Source organism: Bacillus sp. FSL R5-0585, from assembly GCF_038004545.1.
GTDB lineage: Bacteria > Bacillota > Bacilli > Bacillales > Bacillaceae_G > Bacillus_A > Bacillus_A cereus.
In genome coordinates this window covers 656,704-673,704 of sequence record NZ_JBBORJ010000001.1, presented here as the reverse complement: position 1 = coordinate 673,704, position 17,001 = coordinate 656,704, and the positions used below count along the sequence as shown (strand labels likewise).

The window sequence follows — 17,001 nt, the reverse complement described above, 5'->3', positions numbered from 1 at the left end:
ACCTTACTTATTGTATTATTTAGATAAATTTTTCACTGCTTCTTTTAAGAATGCTGTTTTACTCCAAGCTGTACCACCTTGTGCCATTGGGTCTACAACATTTACAAATACTTTCTTTTCTTTCGCAGCGTTCATACTTTGCCAAATTGGATTATTTTCAATATCTTCTAGCACTTTCGGTTTATTATTTTCACTTGCTTCGTATTGCAAGAAGATATAATCAGGATTAACTTCAGCTAATTTTTCTAAAGAAATTTTTTCTTGTGCTTTTACCGTTTTAAGTTGTTCTGGAGCAGTTAGTCCAAGATCTTTATAAATTACAGGGTTAAAGTATACTCCTTCTGGGTATAGGAATAAGTCATTTGCTCTTAGTCTAATGACAAGTACTTTTTTATCTTTTAACTTATCTCCTAGTTTTGCTTTTGCTTTTTCAGCGTCCGAATTGTAGTCTTTAATAATTTTTTCTGCTCTATCTTTTTTACCAGTTAATTCTCCCATTAACTTTAAGTTATCTTCCCAATTTGTTGAAACGTGTGATACCGGGAATGTAGGAGCTACTTTCGTAAACTTTTCAGCTGTTTCTGCTGGGAATTTCGTACTTGATGTAATAACGTCTGGTTTTAATTGAAGTAATGTTTCGAAATTTGGTTCCATTTTCTCACCAACAGATTTCGCACCTTCTAAATCTTTCTCAAGATACTTCGGTAATTTACCACCAACAGTAATGGCACCAACTGGTTTAATTCCAAGTACTGCCGCATCTTCCATTGACTCTAAACTAGCTGTCGCAATTTTATCTACTTTTGCTGGCACTGTATATTCTTTACCTAAATATGTAATTTTTCGTTTTTCATCTTTTTTCGTTTCCGTAGCTTTTGTCTGTTGTTTTTGCTCGCCTGAAGTTTTATCCGCACTATTACATGCCGCTAAACCTACACTTAAAACTGTAACCATCCCTAATGTAAATAACTTTTTATTCATCTTTATATATCTCCTCTCGAATTTTCCAAACTATATTCTCAATAAAATTTAACTATATGAAACTTGTCTTACATATATATTTCATTAGATTAATAATTCTATCCAGAACTCATTCTCGTTCACTTCCCCTAAGCTATAATTCTTTTATACCTCATCCATTGATAATATTTTTCATTGATAATGATTATCGTTACTAAGTATATATTTAATATGCAATTATTTCAAGAAAGATTTGAAAAATTTTAACAAACTGAATTAAAAAAGAAGTATCCGCCTAATGTTAGATGGATACTTCTTTTTTTAGAAATTTATATGTAATTCAACTGGACAATGGTCAGATCCCATTACTTCACTATTAATTTTCGCTTCTGTTATTTGGTCTTTCATTCTTTCCGAAACAACAAAATAATCTAAACGCCATCCGATATTTTTCGCTCTCGCGCCCATACGATACGACCACCACGAGTATGCACCTTCTTGATCAGGATAAAGGTAACGATATGTATCAACAAACCCTTCTTCTAAAATACATGAAAATTTCTCTCGTTCCTCATCAGAGAATCCAGGGTTTTTACGATTACTTTTCGGATTTTTCAAATCGATTTCTTTATGAGCAACATTTAAATCTCCACAAAAAATAACTGGTTTTTTCTCATCTAATCGTTTGATATAGGACCTGAAATCATCTTCCCATTTCATTCTGTAATCTAATCGTTCTAATCCACGTTTTGAATTTGGTGTATATAACGTTATCATGTAAAAATCTTCGAATTCTAAAGTAATAAGTCGTCCTTCTTGATCATGCTCTTCAATGCCTAAACCATATGTAACTGAAAGCGGTTCTTTTTTTGAAAAAATAGCCGTTCCTGAATATCCTTTTTTCACAGCATAATTCCAGTATGTATAATATCCCTCTAGATTTAAATCAATTTGTCCTTCTTGTAATTTAATCTCTTGTAGACAAAATATGTCAGCACTTGATTCCTCAAGATATTCCAAAAATCCACCTTTTGCGATAACAGCTCGCAAACCATTTACATTCCATGAAATTAACTTCATTTATAGTCCTCCTCTTGATGTTTATTTCCAAATTTCATGCTATCACAAAATAGAAAACAATCATATTTTCACCTTTGTAATCTTGCTCTTACATTTATGAATACATACATACGCACTTTATTCAGGTTATACTAATTTCAGAGGTGATGTTCTATGCACAAGGAAGGAGTTACATTAACAAATGAGTATTGGCAAGCAATTATTCATAATGATTCTTCCTATGATAGCAAATTCTTTTATGCTGTGAAATCAACTGGAATCTTTTGCAGACCATCATGCAAATCAAGAATACCGAATAGAAACAATGTACGAATTTTTCATCATGCAGAGCAAGCATTAAGTGAAAACTTTCGCCCGTGCAAACGTTGTAAGCCAAACGGGATCACTTTACCTAATGAAGAGTGGGTAGAACAAATTAAAGACTATATCGAAAAGCATTATGACGAATCCTTAACTCTCGACATGCTTGCGGAAATGTGTCACGGTAGCCCTTTTCATTTACAGCGTACTTTCAAAAGAATAATAGGGCTAACTCCTATAGAATATATACAACAATTCAGGGTTCTTAAAGCAACCGAATACCTTTTACACACAAATCAATCTATTAAAGAAATTAGTACTGCTGTCGGGATAGAAAACCCAGAGTATTTCGCAACTTTATTTAAAAAGAAAACCGGATTTACTCCTACTGAATATCGAAAAAAGAACGAAATGAAAGAGGGATACGATAATGAATTCCTACAAAAATAATTATATATATTGGACGCTACTTACACATAAAAATTGGCGATTTCATATTGCTGCAACTGAAAATGGACTATGTTTCATTGGATCACAAGACGAAAACTTTGAAGAATTAAATATATGGGCTAGAAAAAAACTGCCCCAACATATATTGACCCATAGTCCAGATTACTTGCAAATATATACGAAAGAAGTTATCGAGTATTTAGAAAACAAGCGAGGAACTTTCACATTTCCTATCGATGCTTATGGAACTAATTTTCAATTATCTGTTTGGAATACGGTACGTGAAATTCCTTACGGGAAGACATATTCTTATACAGAAATTGCTGAAAGAATTCAAAAACCTAAAGCTGTGCGCGCCGTTGCTTCTGCTATTGCTGCTAACCCTCTTCTTATTACAATTCCTTGTCATCGCGTTATTGGGAGGAACGGGAAACTAACCGGATTTAGGGGCGGATTAGAAATGAAGAAAAAATTGCTTACATTAGAAAAGTTGCAGGTGGAATTCATATGACAGCAGAATATAATAGCGTATTATCTGTAGCAGTTCCGAAAGAATTTTGTTTTCAAGAAAATTTACGCTATCTATCACGTTCGAACAATGAATGTATGTTCCATATTGAAGATAACAAAATTTATAAAGTTATCCCTGTTCAAGATGTAAATCCTTTAGTTGAAATTAGTGTGAATACAGATGGAAATATTCAAATACGTTGTTTAGAAGAACCATATACATCTGAAAAATCGATACGTGAAGCTGTAGTTAACTATGTAAAAGAATGGTTTGATTTAACTACTGATTTAGCCCCATTTTATACATTAGCTAAACATGATTTACTCCTTCAAGGACCAATTGAACAATATTATGGCCTTCGTACTTTAGGCATTCCAGACTTATTTGAGGCACTTTCCTGGGGAATTATCGGTCAACAAATTAACCTAACATATGCTTATACGCTAAAAAGGAGATTAGTTGAGCAATTTGGAAGTTATGTAGAATGGGACGGTAGAAAACATTGGATATTCCCATCACCTGAAACAATTGCAAATCTACATGTAGAAAATCTTCAACAATTAAAAATGACGACTAGAAAATGTGAATATTTAATCGGTATTGCGAAGCTTATTACAGAGAGAAAATTATCAAAAGAGGATTTACTGCAAACACAAGATGTAAAGGTTGCTGAGAAACAATTAACTGCTATCCATGGTATAGGACCATGGACTGCCAACTATGTTTTAATGCGTTGTTTAAGATTTCCTTCGGCTTTTCCAATTGATGATGTTGGTCTGCATAATGCAATTAAATTTATAACAGGTTCCGAAAATAAACCGACTAAAAATGAAATAAAAGATTTCGCGGCAAACTGGGCTAATTGGGAGTCTTATGCGACTTTTTATTTGTGGCGAGTACTATATTAAAAGAACCAAGTAGCACATTCGTACTACTTGGTTCTTTTTTAAGCTTGCTCCTCAAAACGTCTTGCAATTTCCACAATAACTTGAACAGCTTTTTCCATAGTATCTACCGAAACATACTCAAATTTACCGTGATAGTTTTCACCACCAGTGAAAATATTCGGCGTCGGTAATCCCATATATGATAATTGTGATCCATCTGTGCCTCCGCGAATCGGATGAATATTTGGTTCAATGTCTAAACTTTTCATTGCTTCATATGCAATATCAACAATTTCTCTTACCGGTTCAATTTTTTCAAGCATGTTATAGTATTGATCATTCATTTCTAAAAGGACTGCATCTTCGCCATATTTTTCTTGCATAGTCTTCACAATATTTTTAACGTTATTTTTACGTGCCTCAAAATTTTCACGATCAAAGTCTCGAATAATATAATACGCTTTACTTTGCTCAACATCACCATTTAAAGAAAGTAAATGATAGAATCCTTCATAGCCTTCTGTATATTCTGGCGCCTCTTCTACTGGTAAATACCCATTAAACTCCATAGCAAGTTTAGTAGCATTGCGCATTTTATTTTTCGCTGTTCCAGGATGTGTATTCGTTCCGTTAAACGTTAACTTAGCACCTGCAGCATTAAAACTTTCATACTCTAAACCACCTAATGGACCTCCATCCATCGTATAAGCGAATGATGCACCAAACGCTTCTACATCAAAATGCGCTGGCCCACGACCAATTTCTTCATCCGGTGTAAATGCTACTCTTATTTTCCCGTGCTTAATTTGCGGATTATGTATTAAATGGTTCATTGCAACCATAATTTCTGTAAGACCAGCTTTATCATCTGCTCCTAGAAGTGTTGTACCATCAGTTGTAATAATGGTATGTCCTTTATATGATGGTAATTCCGGGAACTGCTCTGGTGTTAACACAACATTTAGCTCTTCATTTAACGTAATTGCATTACCATCAAAATTTTCATGAATTTGTGGTTTGACGTTTTTCCCTGTAAAGTCTGTTGCCGTATCTAAATGGGCTAAAAATCCGATTACAGGAACATCCTTGTCCGTATTAGCTGGAAGTGTTGCCATTACATAGCCATTATCATCCATCGTTACTTCTGTTAACCCAATCTCTTTTAGCTCTTCCACTAATAACTTACCAAACTCAATTTGTCCTGGTGTTGTTGGTACTGTATGACTTTCTTCATTTGATTGCGTATCAATTTTTACATATCTCGTAAATCTTTCAATAAGTTCTTGTTTCAAGTTCATTCACTCCCTTTTATGTTTCTCCCTCCATTATAATCCTTAAAACGAAATATTTTAACTTTTTTGACTGTGAAGATGTATATTTCATTTACATTGTTAACACTTTTAAACGAATGATAAAAAGACATAATATTTGTACATTAAAACTGTAACAGGTAACATACATAATTATAAAATATGGGAGGTTGTAAAGATGAGGCTAACTCTCTTTCGCTATTTTCTTTTTTTCTTAGGATTAATTTTCTTTGGCCTTGGAAACGCTCTTGCAGTCAAAGTTAAATTTCTCGGCTTGCACCCTTGGGAAGTTTTAAATATGGCTCTCTACCAAAAGTTTGGATGGACCATCGGTACGTGGAGTGTCATATGTGGGTTATGTCTCGTTCTAATATCTTTACTAGTAGATCGAAAATATATAAATGTGGGGACATTTTTGAATGCACTACTTATCGGTCCCATTATGGACTTTTTCTTACAATCAAACATGCTTCCAGACGCTAGTAATTATTTATGGATAAACTTACTCATTTTATTTTCTGGTATTGCCATTACAGGTATCGGGGGAGGTATGTACGTTGCGGCTGGGATTGGCGCTGGACCCCGTGATGGATTCATGCTTACTATTTCAGACAAAACAGGACTTTCTATTAGCCGTGCTAGAATCATAGTAGAATGTATTGTACTAGTTATTGGATTTATGCTAGGGGGTCCTGTTTTCATCGTAACTTTTCTGTACACCTTTATTCAAAGTCCAATCTTTCAGCAATCATTTAAGATGTTTCAAACACTTTTACATACTTTACATGGCAAAAAGAAAATTAGCGAACATATTTAAAGTACAGCTTAATACAAATAAATCCACCCTATTTACGACTCTCATCGCAAATAGGGTGTTTCTGTTTTTATCTCGCAATTTAAGAATATATACTACTCATTTACAATAAAAGTATATACATCATCATAAATACAGCCATTTACTTTAATCACATACTTCCCAGGTTTATTAAAACTAATTGTGTATTTATTTAACTGAATTGCTTCTTTATCTCCAGAAAGAATATCAATGCTTCTGCCACTTAATACATACAATTCATTTAGATTCATCGTTACATCAATTGTATTGAAATTTTCTACTTTCACTTGCTGTGCTTCCGCAACGCTTACACTTGGTTCTAAAAACAGTAGTCCACTTAATCCAATCGTCCCCGCTAAAGCAACTCCCGCAAACTTTTTAATCTGTTTCATTACAATGACCTCCTTATAGATTTTGCGTAAAGGTAATGTCCTCCCTTACACCACAAAGCCTATATGTAATGAAATGAAAAGTAAACGGGGACTGTAAGACAAAATTCTACATCTTTTTCTCCTATTGAATATAAATCCAACGTTTGGAGTTTTGACACATTTAAAATTGTTTTCCTAAACCAATTTCTCCATAATTTATTCAAAGACTGAATAATTACTTATTTATTTAACATTCTAACAATAGTTGATAAAGATGCTTTCTATTCAAAAAAAGACTTTGCTATAAAAGTAACTTTTACAACAAAATCCATGCAACTAATTTTATTCAGCTTTCCATAATCTCTCTACATTCATTAATTGTTCTTCTTTAAATTCCATCTTATATATATCCGGTTTTGACGTATTCATTAAAAATTCAAAACCATATTGTTTATCAAAATAGTTCATCATTAATGTCATGACAAGCCCATGTGTACCAATTACAATTTTGCATCCTCGAAAATCCATTAAGATTTCTTTTAATACTTTCACTACTCTTCTCTGGCAATCTGCATATGACTCTCCTTCCGTTCGTGCGAAGTCCGGATTAGAGAACATCTTCTGTACAAGTGGATACACCTCCTTGTCTGATATAACCTGATCCTCACTTGAAAACATACACTCTTTAAGATTTTCATATACTACTATTTCTTTTTCATGGAAATTAGCTGACTCCTCTATCGTTAACATAGCCCGATTATAAGGACTGGAAATAAAAGTATCAATCCTCTCCGCTTTTAATATGTCAGTTACTCCACGGGCATCCATATGTCCCCTCTCAGTTAACCCGCGCATTCTTTCATTTCCTTCTAGTTTTGGTGATTCACCATGTCTAACCATATAAATATATGTGCTCATAATTTCTCCTTAAAATTTTTTATAAAGTGAAACTTTAATCAGCCCTCACTAATCGGGCTGCCCGGCAAATAGCGAGATAAGTTAATAAATCAAGTTCATTTATCCCATTTCAACACTTAGGGGTAATACTAAAATACTTTATAAACTGTGCTGATTTGTTCGTCTAATCCATTCTCCTACTAAACTCTCAAATAATTCAGGCTGCTCAATTTGCAAATTATGCCCTGCCATATCTAACACTGCTAACGTTGCCCTTGGATATTCTTCAATAATTTCTATAATATTTTGATAACCTACTGATATATCTTGTCTTCCAGTCAGTAAAAGAACGGGATTTTCATATTTTTCATGCTGAAAATCCATAGTAAGAGAGTAATTCTTTTGCAACCTTTCAATAAATTCATAATTAGCAACATCTAACCCAGGCTTAATTTCTTCTTTAAATCGCTTATATGTATATTCATTTGCTATTACAGCTAACTCACAAAATTCCTCTCTTTCTGTGGAAGTGAGCGTATTTAAAAATTCCTCATCTTGTACAATTACCTGTTTATCTGGAAGAATCCTTTTTTCTGGCTCCGCTACAACAACAGGACATACTAATAATAATCCGCTAACTCTCTCAAACATCTTTGTAAGTATACCTTTGGCTAAATAGCCTCCATATGATTCTCCTACCAATAAAAATTTTTCAGTAGAAATGATTTCCTCAATAAATGTGATAAGCACATCTACTATACGATTTGAACTATTTATCCAATTTGGAGCATTCGATTTTCCCATTCCAGGTAAATCAATATATATTCGCTTATAACCTTCATATTTCTGAAATACTGATTCCATACATTTCATCATTAACCTGTGGTCAGGAGCGCAGCCATGTATGATAATGACCGGTTTACCCTCCCCCACAATTTCATAGTATATTTCTGCATCTTTAATTCGATATATCATAAAAAAACCTCCCTATTTAGTGGCAATACTATTCCACTCTGTAAGAATACACGTTCTTATTTTATATCTTTTCCTAACATTTCTACAAATATTAATTTTCAGACTAAAAATAAAAATCCCCATCATTTTATATGCAATTTTGCATCTCCACTTACAAATCACTAAAAAAACTTTACAATTCAAAGGATGACTAAATATACAATTTCTATTTAAAGTCTTGATACAGTCTATACTATCAACCGCAATATTTTTTCAACTTTAAGAATACTTATACTCTTTAACACTTTCCTTATAAACATGATTTTTATAAGGAAATCTGATACAATTCTTAAATAATATTATTATGTATAGATATAACGAACATAGTGCATAATTAAAGAAGGTGATTTCATTGAAATTAAATAAAAATTTACAATTATGTATATTAATCGGAACATTAATATGCTATTCAATCTATTTTATGTTTTTCTATCTGTTCCCTACTCATTTTTCAAATTCAGATGTACGCTTCGCTTCACTTGTCGTTGAAGCCATTACATTTGTATCACTGATTTACTCTATATATTCTAAAAAAGTCAGTTCAAATCCGTTTTGGATATGTATTACAATAGCAATTGGTAGTTTTTTATTAGGGAAAATAGTATATACATATCAAGATAGCTTCTTCGAAATTCCAATAGATCGTTTTACTATTTCTGATGTATTTTACATGTTTTTTCTATTTTTCTGTCTTATCGCTTTCTGCTATAAAATTTTAAAGGAATGCAATAAATGGGAAAAAGCGTTCTTTATTTGTGATATATGTATAGTGCTTACTTCCATATTTACATTAGAATGGTATTTATTTAATCAGCCAAATTTAAATATATTCGCTCTTTCACTAGGGGATGTTTTCCTTTCATTTTTATATCCAATTGCAGATTTATTATTTCTACTACTAGGTGTTAGTCTCTTTTTCCGTCCAACAATTTTTAATTCCAAACGGAAAATTTATATATTTATTTTTGTATTAATAAGTTCTGCAACTTTTAACTATATTTATTTTTACTTAAATAACCACTTATCAACAGAAACAATAACATTATTACGTCTTTTATATAGAATACCTATATTACTTATTGCAATAGCTGGCTCTATTTCAGAAGATCATAATAGCCATAAAAATTATTTCATTGTAAACCCTATAATAGGAAAAAAAGCTTTAGTTGTATTTCCCTATCTTGCTGTTGCAATACTAATCGGGTTTACATTAAAAGAACAAACATCATCTTCAACTCTCATTACAGGGAATTGTATTACTTTTATTTTCGTACTCATTCGTCATTCTATCGTACGTATGCAAAACAATTCCTTAACAAAACGTTTGCAGGCATTTAATGCCCAACTAGAAGAAAAAGTTACTGTACGGACGTCTGATTTAGTTCATAAATCAGAGGCTCTTTCTCAAAAACAACAAAAGTTTAAATCATTATATGAATATCATCCTGACCCTATTTTCACCATTGATTTAAATGGAATATTCTTAAATGTAAATAAGGCTGGGAGTGTACTACTTGGGGCACCAACGGATGAGCTACTAGGTGAAACTTGTTTTTCAATCATTTTAGATGAAGATAAGCATAAGCTAGCATTGGCATTAGAAAAAGTGAAACAACAAGAATCGGCATTCTTACAACTTAGTTCTCAATATAAAGATGGCTTTACTTATTTTTTATACGTTACAATCATTCCTATTATAATAGACGGACAAATTTCAGGAAGCTATATTATGGTGAAAGATATTACTGCACTAAAAAAACAGCAAGAAGAAATAAAATATTTAGCATTCCATGACACTGTAACGAAAATTGGGAACCGTGCCTTTTTCCATAAGAAATTAAAGAGAGTTATAAAAAATGCTAAAATAACAGAAAGCGAGTTTGCATTATTATATTTAGATTTAGATCGCTTTAAAGCAATTAACGATACACTTGGACATTCGTCAGGAGATTACATATTAGAAGAAGTAGCAAAGCGATTCCAATCATGTCTTCCATCACATACTCATCTTTCAAGAATCGGTGGCGATGAATTTACAATCATAATTGAAAACTATACTGACGAAGATTACTTATTCCAATTATGTAACCAATTATTTGAATGCATGAAAAAATCATTTATCATACATGAGCATAAATTAACTTTATCACTGAGTATCGGTATCGCTATTTATCCACATTCCGGAATCGATACCGCTACACTTCTGAAAAACGCTAATGTTGCAATGTATGATGCAAAAGCAAAAGAGCTTAATTCTGTCTCTATTTATGACGATGTAATCGCTAAAAAAATTGAAAGACGATTACGATTAGAAAAAGATTTACCAAACGCACTACAAAATGAAGAATTGTTCCTTTTGTATCAACCTCAAGTTGATAGTGAATCTAATAAAATTATCGGTGCAGAAGCTTTAATTAGGTGGAATCATCCTGAATTAGGTATTATTTCTCCATACGAGTTTATTCCGATTGCAGAAGAAACACTACAAATTATTTCAATAGGAAAATGGACATTAGAGCAGGCTTGTAAGCAAATGAAACGTTGGCACGCACTCGGATATTCACATTTAAAAATAGGTGTAAATTTATCTGCTAAGGAATTTGAACAAGAGGATTTTGTAAAATCTATTTCTTCTACTTTAACAAATACAGGTTTACCAGCAAGCTCTCTTGATCTTGAATTAACAGAGCGAATTGCAATGATGGATGAGCGAGAAACATTGATAAAACTGCGTACACTAAAAAGTTTAGGGATTCACATTTCTATCGACGATTTTGGTACAGGTTATTCTTCGCTAGCCTACTTACCTTTGTATCCAATTGATACGTTAAAAATCCCGAGAGAATTTATTACAATGTCTGAAACATGTGATGATGGAATGGAAATTATTAAAACGATCATCACATTAGCAAATACATTAGGAATGTCTGTCATTGCTGAAGGTGTAGAAACGAAAGAGCACGTAAATTTCCTTCAAAAAAATAAATGTCAGTTTATTCAAGGTTATTATTACAGTAAACCTATTCATATTCATGCATTTACTGAGCTATTAGAAAACGGCATTCACCCATAGTACATAACTAATTAGAACAAATATAGCAAAAAGGAAAGAAGATACCTTCTTTCCTTTTGTTTTTCTATTTACATTTCTATTACTTCACCACTTCATTTATTATATCTATTATTTGATGAATTCCCTCATCATTTGTTTTCTTATATCCATTCATGTTTTGAATATATTTCTCCTTATTTGTATACAACTTATTTACTGCATGTATAAATGTATTCGTACTTACTCTGTCTTGGAGTATAACTTCCGCATATCCTTGCCGTGAAAAATATTCAGCATTTAAAACTTGATCTCCCCTACTGGAACTGTTAGTTAACGGGATAAGCAACATCGGTTTCTTCAAAAATAACAATTCAGAAATAGCAGTAGAACCCGCTCTAGAAACTACAACACTTGCCATATTTAGTATATGCGGCAACTCGTCGCCTATATATTCAAATTGCATATACCCCTCCATGCCAATAGATGGGTCTACCTTCCCTTTACCACATATATGAATAATATTAAAGTTTAATAGTATTGTATCTAAACATTCCCTTACCATATCATTTATCCACTTAGCACCTTGACTCCCACCCATAATTAATAATACTGGTTTATCTTGCTGAAATTCACAATATCTTCTTCCTCGTAATACGTTACCCTTCTCAATTTCTTCCCTTACAATTGGTCCTACATAAACCTTCTTCTCATTCCTTACATTTTCTCCTGTCTGAGGAAATGTTGTGCATAGCTTTGTAGCAAAAGGTAATGCTATTTTATTGGCAAGCCCTAATGTGCTATCTGGTTCACGTATAATTATAGGCACACGATTTAACCATGCTCCTATAGCTACAGGAACTGAAACAAATCCTCCTGCTGAAAAGATAACGTCAGGCTTTGTTTTCTTAATTAAATTATAACTTTGTAAACAACCTCGTATAATTTTAAAAGGATCTTTAAAATTTTCCCAATCCCAATATCTCCTAAGCTTGCCCGTTGAAACACCATTGTATTTAACATTTTGCACTAATGATTTTTCAATTCCATTTTTTGATCCAATATACTCGACTCTCCAGCCTTTCTCTATAAATTTAGGAATTAATACAATATTAATCATAACGTGTCCGGCTGTACCGCCCCCAGTAAAAAGAATCGTTTTGCTCATAACTTATACCCACCTTTATTATTAAAAATCTAGCTATCTCTTTACCTTTTAAATGTAAATAAACTTATTATTTTTTATATAAATTTTTAACTCCACCTCTATATCTTGTAAAAGATCTTTAATGAGTTCATAAAAATCATTTCCATATTCACTACACTCGTATTGAGCAAAGATTTGAATCACATATCTAGTTTCCGTCTCTAATGCTGACTTTATTTGATTAACCCTTTTTTCTTCTACATACGCTTGATATTTATGTATTGCCTCATAAAGACGCAATACATGCGCTTCTTCATCTCTCCAATCCAACGTATCAACAATTGAAAGAAATAGCGTATTTTGATTATCTATTATTTCATAATCATTCATATATTTCTTACACCCTTTTTTGTTTTTCATTGCATGCAGATGTCACTACACTTCGCATACTCAAGTACATCTTTTAATGATTGATGAAATTCAATTTCTGGGATCCAACCTAACCTTTTTATCTCCTCTATTGCTAAACTCTCATTTGAGTCGCTCCCATTTTTCTCTGTTTCCTCTATAAAAAAATTTAGCTGTGTTAATTCTTTATATTGTTCTAGTACACTTAATAAAGATCGTTTTACTCCTGATCCGATATTATATTGTTTTCCATTTATTCCATCTCGTAATAACACATGATACGCTTTAATCGCATCACGTACATCTAGAAAATCTCTACTATCTTTCAAACTGTTTACTTCAATAATGGCTTTACTTCTACCTGATTCTATATCTATCATTTTCTTTGCGAGAATCGAACAAATGCCATTCGATTCCCCTGGACCAATTAAGTTTGAGGGCTTTGCAATGATAATATTTGAATCCATTAATCCTCCCCAAGCCTCTGCAATAATGACTTGCATCGTTTTACTTAAACTATATGGATTTGAAATTTTTATTTCGTTCATACTATCTGCTTGCAAAGCAGATCCTATAACTAATGTTCTACAATGTGAGGCTTCTTGCTTAATTGCTTCTAATAAATATAACGTTCCTATTACATTAATCTCTATATATTCAAGAGCAGCTGTCCAAGATTCTATAACCGAATTCCTTCCTGCTAAATGCAATACGTAGTCTGGCTTTATTTGTTTCATTACCTTCATTACTTCGCTCTTATTAGTTAAATTACAAGTAATACCATTTCTAATTTTTTCTCTATGTGCACGATTTTGAAACATAGGAATTACATGAAAGCCCTGCTCTAAAAAATAGTGGCAAGCATGGCGGCCTGTGAAACCATTTGCACCAGTTATTAAAAGGCTCGCATTTTTTTTCATCGCAAAAACCCTCCTTTTAATAGCATTTGTTTCACCTCATGTTTTGCAAGCAAGTCTTGTTGAGAACTAAAACTCTTCACATCCACTAGCGGATAGCTAGAATAATATTCTTGAAGTCCTTCGATAGGAATCGTCGGTAGTACCACAAAATAATTTTGATCAAAACTTATACTTGTTTTACTCTCTACCTCAGATAGAAGCATTTCACTTAATTTTTCACCCGGTCTTATCCCTACCTCTTTCACCTTAATATTTTCTTTTTTCGAATCTTCAATTAATATTTCTGCTAAATCTGTTATTTTACATGCCGGCATTTTCATAACAAAGATTTCCCCGCCTCTACCTTGATATACGGCTTTAAATAACAATCCAACAGCATCTTCAACTGTTAAGAAAAATCTAGTCATATTCGCATCGGTAATCCCTACTTCTGAAGATCTTTTAATTTGTTGTTTAAAAAGCGGTACTACACTTCCACTCGTTCCTAAAACATTTCCACCACGAACACAAATGAATTTTGTTTTCTTCGTTTGTATATTCGCATGAACCATTAATTTTTCACCAATTGCTTTTGTCATCCCATACGTATTTGATGGATCAGCTGCTTTATCCGTTGAAACATATATAACTTTTTCAACTTGCATCTGTGTAGAGGCTTCAATTACATTTTGCGTACCATGTATGTTAGTTTTTATAGCTTCATAAGGATAATACTCACATACTGGAACGTGTTTTAAAGCTGCAAGATGGAATACATAATGTACACCTTGGCATGCATAGACTAGTTGATCTTTATCACGAATATCTCCAATAATAAATTTTAGCCTATCATCATTTATAAACTGTTGCTGCATTTCAAACTGAACCGTTTCATTTCTTGAAAAAATTCTAATTTCTTTCGGTGATTTTTCTAATAGTTGTTTTATAAGTTCATGCCCCCACGAACCTGTACCACCAGTAATTAAAATTATTTTATTTAACATTCCTTTTCCTCCTACGAAACATCTCAATTTAAATAATATTTATTGAATTATTTTCAATTGATTCAAATCATAATCGTCGTTTGTTACATTTAATTGACAAAATAAAAAAACAGAAACTATTAAACTTAGTTTCTGTTTTTCATTTCACCTCACAACAGTAAGATTTTCCATACTGTTTGCATGATAAATAAATTCCTTGTAAAAAAACACCGCTCATTTATTTCTTATACTCGTAATAAAATAAATAGAATGATTCATAGCCAATAATCATGTTTAAATTTATGAAAAAGGGAGGTAACGGAATGGACCGAAGCAATTCAAATCATACATATAACGGACCTTCCAAAGCACTGCCTCTCTCCCTATTCGACGTAAAAAATGAATTAAAACAAAAAAGCAAGCTTATTCCTTCTGACACCATGTATAAATTAACGAAAGAAGAACAACTCATCATCAACAAAATTAAAATACAAACAGAACAACTAAATAAAAATAATGTTACAAGAACACGCGCATACTACCAATTTTACATTCAATATCCAGAAATACATTGGGCACTGCTTGGGCATATGGTATCACGTAACGGTGGTTGGAATATGACTGATTTAAAGGGCGATTTATATACGAGAATTTTATCAGAGAAAGATCAATTCATATTTTTTTCTTTTTTAGAAAGAGGGAATTGGCTTATTTTCCAAGATGTATACCCTCAATTTTTACTTTACGAACAAAGTGTAAAGAGATCACAAAAGTTATTTCACCTTCTCCCTCACCTAAATGTTTCTACATTTATGGAAACGATGTGGAGCGATTTTTGGAAAACAGGCAACAAAAAAACATTAGCGATTGCAACTATTATTAATGAACAAAACTACTTAGAAAAAAGAGTGATTCAAAATGTACAATTTAAAAAGACTGTACTAAATAGTATTGGATTTAAACTCTTTGATTTCTTTCAGTTTAATCATATCCTTTTCCCATTCTACGAAAATGATAAAAAACAAAAAGTATTACTATTTGGTGATACAATGAAACATTTCACTTCCTTACATGAACGAATATTAATCGGAAAAAGATTGTATTCATTATTATTTCGAGATACACATGTTTTATCTCAAATAATAAGCTGGGCCCAACATCATCCGCATACAGGATCAAGGAAAGATTACTGGCCCCATTTATTTTCAAGTGTAAATGAATCTTTTTCCCGTGAGTTTTATAAGCGCCGAATAAAGAAATGCCAGTTGCGAAGTGGCGCTTATCGTATATACAGTCCTGCACTCATCTATGCATGGCGAGATATGAAGCATGAGGAAGTTGACAGTGAAGATTGGTTTACCGATTGGCAAGTTGTAAATTACTTAGTTGATAAGGAGGAAAATATAAATGGACAAATTACAGAAGACTACTGCAAAACACTTGAAAAAATTGAACTCGCAATTCTCGCAAAGAAAAATGTCCTCCTCCGAGAAGAAGAATGAGTTTCTAGCATTAGTAGTTACAATCTTTCTCTCTTCTATTATTGGAACTTTTTTAGATGCTTTTTTTGTTCATAAACAAATATATTCCTTTCCAGCTAGGCCCTTCTCATCCACATTTTCGATTAATATAGCTTTTACATTATTCGTACTGCCGATTTTAACAGTTATCTTTATACACATTTCAAAAAAATTATCTAAAGTTTCTAGAATTCTATTTATTATTTCAATCGGTATTTGCGCTAGCCTTTTTGAACAGATTGCTGAAAGTTTAGGTTTATTTGTACATAGTGCGAATTGGAACCATACATATTCTTTATTTGGTTATATAATTTTTCATTCTTTTATTTGGAACGTATATAATTGGATAAAAAAATAAAGAGACCATTATAGGTCCCTTC

General features: G+C 32.4%; 17 protein-coding genes. 7 read left to right on the top strand and 10 right to left on the bottom strand.

Translation table 11 applies throughout. The features are described 5' to 3' along the window. Positions 1 to 15: 15 nt before the first annotated feature. Both MKY38_RS03625 and MKY38_RS03620 read right to left on the bottom strand, forming a co-directional pair. Positions 16 to 981 carry an iron-hydroxamate ABC transporter substrate-binding protein gene (locus MKY38_RS03625; protein WP_341048088.1) on the bottom strand — a complete coding sequence of 322 codons (966 nt, stop codon included), beginning with the start codon at positions 979 to 981 and terminating at the stop codon, positions 16 to 18. Positions 982 to 1,281: 300 nt separating this feature from the next. After that, on the bottom strand, positions 1,282 to 2,040 hold the full coding sequence (locus tag MKY38_RS03620; RefSeq protein WP_016512427.1) for an exodeoxyribonuclease III: 759 nt from the start codon (positions 2,038 to 2,040) through the stop codon (positions 1,282 to 1,284). Between the two features lie 153 nt (positions 2,041 to 2,193). Between MKY38_RS03620 and MKY38_RS03615 the strand changes: the two genes are divergently transcribed. From MKY38_RS03615 to MKY38_RS03605, 3 genes are read left to right on the top strand one after another with little or no spacing between them, the layout of a single operon-like run. Further along, positions 2,194 to 2,790 carry a bifunctional transcriptional activator/DNA repair enzyme AdaA gene (locus MKY38_RS03615; protein WP_065222997.1) on the top strand — a complete coding sequence of 199 codons (597 nt, stop codon included), beginning with the start codon at positions 2,194 to 2,196 and terminating at the stop codon, positions 2,788 to 2,790. Then, entirely contained in the window at positions 2,771 to 3,301 is a 531-nt protein-coding gene (locus MKY38_RS03610; RefSeq protein ID WP_065222996.1) for a methylated-DNA--[protein]-cysteine S-methyltransferase, read from the top strand. Before MKY38_RS03615 ends, MKY38_RS03610 begins: the two co-directional genes overlap by 20 nt. Beyond that, positions 3,298 to 4,209: a DNA-3-methyladenine glycosylase 2 gene (locus MKY38_RS03605; RefSeq protein WP_065222995.1), complete on the top strand. Its 912-nt coding sequence runs from the start codon at positions 3,298 to 3,300 to the stop codon at positions 4,207 to 4,209. Before MKY38_RS03610 ends, MKY38_RS03605 begins: the two co-directional genes overlap by 4 nt. A 38-nt stretch (positions 4,210 to 4,247) precedes the next feature. Here MKY38_RS03605 and pepT read toward each other — a convergent pair whose 3' ends face one another. Beyond that, positions 4,248 to 5,480 (bottom strand): peptidase T, encoded by a 1,233-nt coding sequence (gene pepT, locus MKY38_RS03600; RefSeq protein ID WP_341048086.1) that lies wholly within the window; start codon positions 5,478 to 5,480, stop codon positions 4,248 to 4,250. A gap of 196 nt (positions 5,481 to 5,676) precedes the next feature. Between pepT and MKY38_RS03595 the strand changes: the two genes are divergently transcribed. Further along, on the top strand, positions 5,677 to 6,315 hold the full coding sequence (locus MKY38_RS03595; protein WP_001241256.1) for a YczE/YyaS/YitT family protein: 639 nt from the start codon (positions 5,677 to 5,679) through the stop codon (positions 6,313 to 6,315). 92 nt (positions 6,316 to 6,407) lie between these two features. Here MKY38_RS03595 and MKY38_RS03590 read toward each other — a convergent pair whose 3' ends face one another. The 3 genes from MKY38_RS03590 to MKY38_RS03580 form a co-directional block, all read right to left on the bottom strand. Next, positions 6,408 to 6,725 (bottom strand): hypothetical protein, encoded by a 318-nt coding sequence (locus tag MKY38_RS03590; protein WP_000809495.1) that lies wholly within the window; start codon positions 6,723 to 6,725, stop codon positions 6,408 to 6,410. Between the two features lie 321 nt (positions 6,726 to 7,046). Then, entirely contained in the window at positions 7,047 to 7,622 is a 576-nt protein-coding gene (locus MKY38_RS03585; protein ID WP_046392964.1) for a histidine phosphatase family protein, read from the bottom strand. Positions 7,623 to 7,760: 138 nt separating this feature from the next. Next, the gene (locus MKY38_RS03580) at positions 7,761 to 8,576 is read right to left on the bottom strand and encodes an alpha/beta fold hydrolase (protein WP_046392965.1); all 816 of its coding nucleotides are present in this window, start codon (positions 8,574 to 8,576) and stop codon (positions 7,761 to 7,763) included. A gap of 391 nt (positions 8,577 to 8,967) precedes the next feature. On the opposite strand from MKY38_RS03580, the gene MKY38_RS03575 reads away from it, so the two are divergent. Further along, positions 8,968 to 11,688, top strand: a complete 2,721-nt coding sequence (locus tag MKY38_RS03575; protein ID WP_065222993.1) for a putative bifunctional diguanylate cyclase/phosphodiesterase — start codon at positions 8,968 to 8,970, stop codon at positions 11,686 to 11,688. A gap of 79 nt (positions 11,689 to 11,767) precedes the next feature. On the opposite strand, the gene MKY38_RS03570 is transcribed toward MKY38_RS03575, so the two are convergent. Genes MKY38_RS03570 through MKY38_RS03555 form a run of 4 tightly spaced genes read right to left on the bottom strand, consistent with a single transcriptional unit; the run spans position 11,768 to position 15,122 of the window. Next, positions 11,768 to 12,832: an undecaprenyldiphospho-muramoylpentapeptide beta-N-acetylglucosaminyltransferase gene (locus MKY38_RS03570; protein WP_341048081.1), complete on the bottom strand. Its 1,065-nt coding sequence runs from the start codon at positions 12,830 to 12,832 to the stop codon at positions 11,768 to 11,770. Between the two features lie 48 nt (positions 12,833 to 12,880). After that, positions 12,881 to 13,231, bottom strand: a complete 351-nt coding sequence (locus MKY38_RS03565; protein ID WP_002094117.1) for a DUF6572 domain-containing protein — start codon at positions 13,229 to 13,231, stop codon at positions 12,881 to 12,883. Beyond that, the gene (locus MKY38_RS03560) at positions 13,228 to 14,139 is read right to left on the bottom strand and encodes an NAD-dependent epimerase/dehydratase family protein (RefSeq protein WP_341048078.1); all 912 of its coding nucleotides are present in this window, start codon (positions 14,137 to 14,139) and stop codon (positions 13,228 to 13,230) included. Before MKY38_RS03560 ends, MKY38_RS03565 begins: the two co-directional genes overlap by 4 nt. Beyond that, a complete protein-coding gene (locus MKY38_RS03555; protein WP_063537109.1) occupies positions 14,136 to 15,122 on the bottom strand; it encodes a UDP-N-acetylglucosamine 4,6-dehydratase family protein in 987 nt (328 codons plus the stop codon). Before MKY38_RS03555 ends, MKY38_RS03560 begins: the two co-directional genes overlap by 4 nt. Positions 15,123 to 15,424: 302 nt before the next feature. On the opposite strand from MKY38_RS03555, the gene MKY38_RS03550 reads away from it, so the two are divergent. After that, a complete protein-coding gene (locus MKY38_RS03550) occupies positions 15,425 to 16,603 on the top strand; it encodes a DUF2515 domain-containing protein (protein ID WP_341048076.1) in 1,179 nt (392 codons plus the stop codon). Continuing rightward, complete coding sequence (locus tag MKY38_RS03545) at positions 16,578 to 16,979, top strand: CBO0543 family protein (RefSeq protein WP_341048074.1); 402 nt, start codon at positions 16,578 to 16,580, stop codon at positions 16,977 to 16,979. The genes MKY38_RS03550 and MKY38_RS03545 overlap by 26 nt, the downstream gene beginning before the upstream one ends. Positions 16,980 to 17,001: the final 22 nt, after the last annotated feature.